Origin of the sequence: Marinoscillum pacificum, assembly GCF_024714495.1 — a bacterium.
In the GTDB taxonomy this organism is placed as follows: Bacteria; Bacteroidota; Bacteroidia; order Cytophagales; family Cyclobacteriaceae; genus Marinoscillum; species Marinoscillum pacificum.
Genome location: NZ_JAMZMJ010000030.1, coordinates 1 through 1,617 on the forward strand (window position 1 = coordinate 1; position 1,617 = coordinate 1,617).

Genomic DNA, 1,617 nt, shown 5'->3' on the forward strand with positions numbered 1-1,617 from the left:
GGTCAGGTCCTGAAATAGGTTGACACAAACAGTGTCAAAAATGGATAAACAAGAAAAGTCAAATGACTTGGTAAAATACAAATCAGGCTCAGGTTATCGAGCGTCTTTCAAACATCATGTGGTTTTGGATCTTATACGCAATAGGGAAAGTGAATCATTTATAGCACGAAAGCATGAAATTCCTGCGGGTTCTTTGAATCGTTTCAGACGTGATTTATTGGGCGAACTGGGCTATTTTCGTATTTTAGAAGAGATGAAAAAGGATCAAAAGCAGGCACCAACCCATGAGGATCTTCTTAAGGAAAATGAGTCCTTAAAGAAAGCTCTGGAGTTGTCAATGCTAAAGGTAGAGGCCTTGGAAATTCTCATGGATGTTGCCGAAGATCAGTTCAATATTGATATTCGAAAAAAGTCCGCCCCCAAGCGATCGAAATAATGCGATTAATGCATCCACAGATAGGATTGTCGCTTCTGTGTGGATTACTTGGGTTTAGTCGACAAGCGTTTTATAAATCTATTCAGTCAAAGACCTCTCGGTTGAGTTTTCATGCTATAGTTGCAGATCTGGTTGTAGAGATTCGAAGCAAGATTAACAATGAGAAGTTAGGTTGTCGGAAATTGCATCCTCTGATCAATGAACAACTCAGCAAGCAGGGCCTCTCTGTAGGTCGGGATCAGCTGTTTGAAATCATGAACACTTATGGGTTAAAAGTTCGGAGTAGAAAACGCCGTAAACCATGCACTACAGATAATACACATGGTTTTAAACGCTATCCTAATTTGATTAAAGATATGGTGTTACTTAAGTCTGAACAGCTGATGGTCAGTGATATCACTTATATACGGGTCAAAGAAAAGTTCATGTATTTGAGTTTGATTACAGATAGTTGGTCTCGCAAAATAATGGGTTACTGTCTGCATAAGGACTTATCAACAGAAGGACCAATGAATGCTCTTTTAATGGCGGTTGCGAACCGATCCTACCCCAATCGGAGGTTGATTCATCATAGTGATCAAGGTGTGCAATATTGCTCTCATAGCTACATAAGTATGCTTAAGACTAACAGCATTACTATCAGCATGGCGAGCAAAGGCAGCCCTCATGAGAATGCTCTTGCAGAGCGAATCAATGGGATACTTAAGCATGAATATGGGTTAAATAAAATTATAGAATCGGAAGAAAGAGCCAGAAGGATGGTAGAGCTGGCAGTAGAATCTTACAATAGTAAGCGACCACATAACAGCTTATCAGGACTTACACCAGAGCAAGCTCATAGTGCTGACAAGCTCAAGAAGGATTTAACACCTCCATTGACAGGCCATACCAGGATTAAATCAATAGCTGTAAAGTGTTCACAGGATTTACCTGAACAGGGTAAACAATTAATAGGATTAAAGAATGAGGAGTCAATCAAGATCAGGACCAATCGAAACCATGACAATAGAGAACCGGATTAAATAAAACAAAGACAACCAAAAACAGGATCATGTCCAAGCCTGTATACTTCAATCAGGATTAAAGTAATCTCTGTAAAGTGCAAATAGGACTTTGTAGTATCATTGTAAACTACATCTAGTATTAAGTAATAATCTGTCAACTTATTTTAGGATGGGTCC

At 39.1% G+C, this 1,617-nt stretch carries 2 protein-coding genes; both read left to right on the forward strand.

Annotation, left to right across the window (positions count from 1 at the left end; translation table 11 throughout):
* Window positions 1-40 precede the first annotated feature (40 nt).
* Complete coding sequence (locus tag NXS00_RS26835) at window positions 41-436, forward strand: hypothetical protein (RefSeq protein ID WP_258102385.1); 396 nt, start codon at window positions 41-43, stop codon at window positions 434-436.
* 8 nt (window positions 437-444) lie between these two features.
* The gene (locus NXS00_RS26840) at window positions 445-1,458 is read left to right on the forward strand and encodes an IS3 family transposase (RefSeq protein ID WP_258102386.1); all 1,014 of its coding nucleotides are present in this window, start codon (window positions 445-447) and stop codon (window positions 1,456-1,458) included.
* Window positions 1,459-1,617 lie beyond the last annotated feature (159 nt).

Coding starts and splice junctions, on each gene's coding strand:
- NXS00_RS26835 (WP_258102385.1), top strand. CDS start 41: ATGGATAAACAAGAAAAGTCAAATGACTTGGTAAAATACAAATCAGGC.
- NXS00_RS26840 (WP_258102386.1), top strand. CDS start 445: ATGCATCCACAGATAGGATTGTCGCTTCTGTGTGGATTACTTGGGTTT.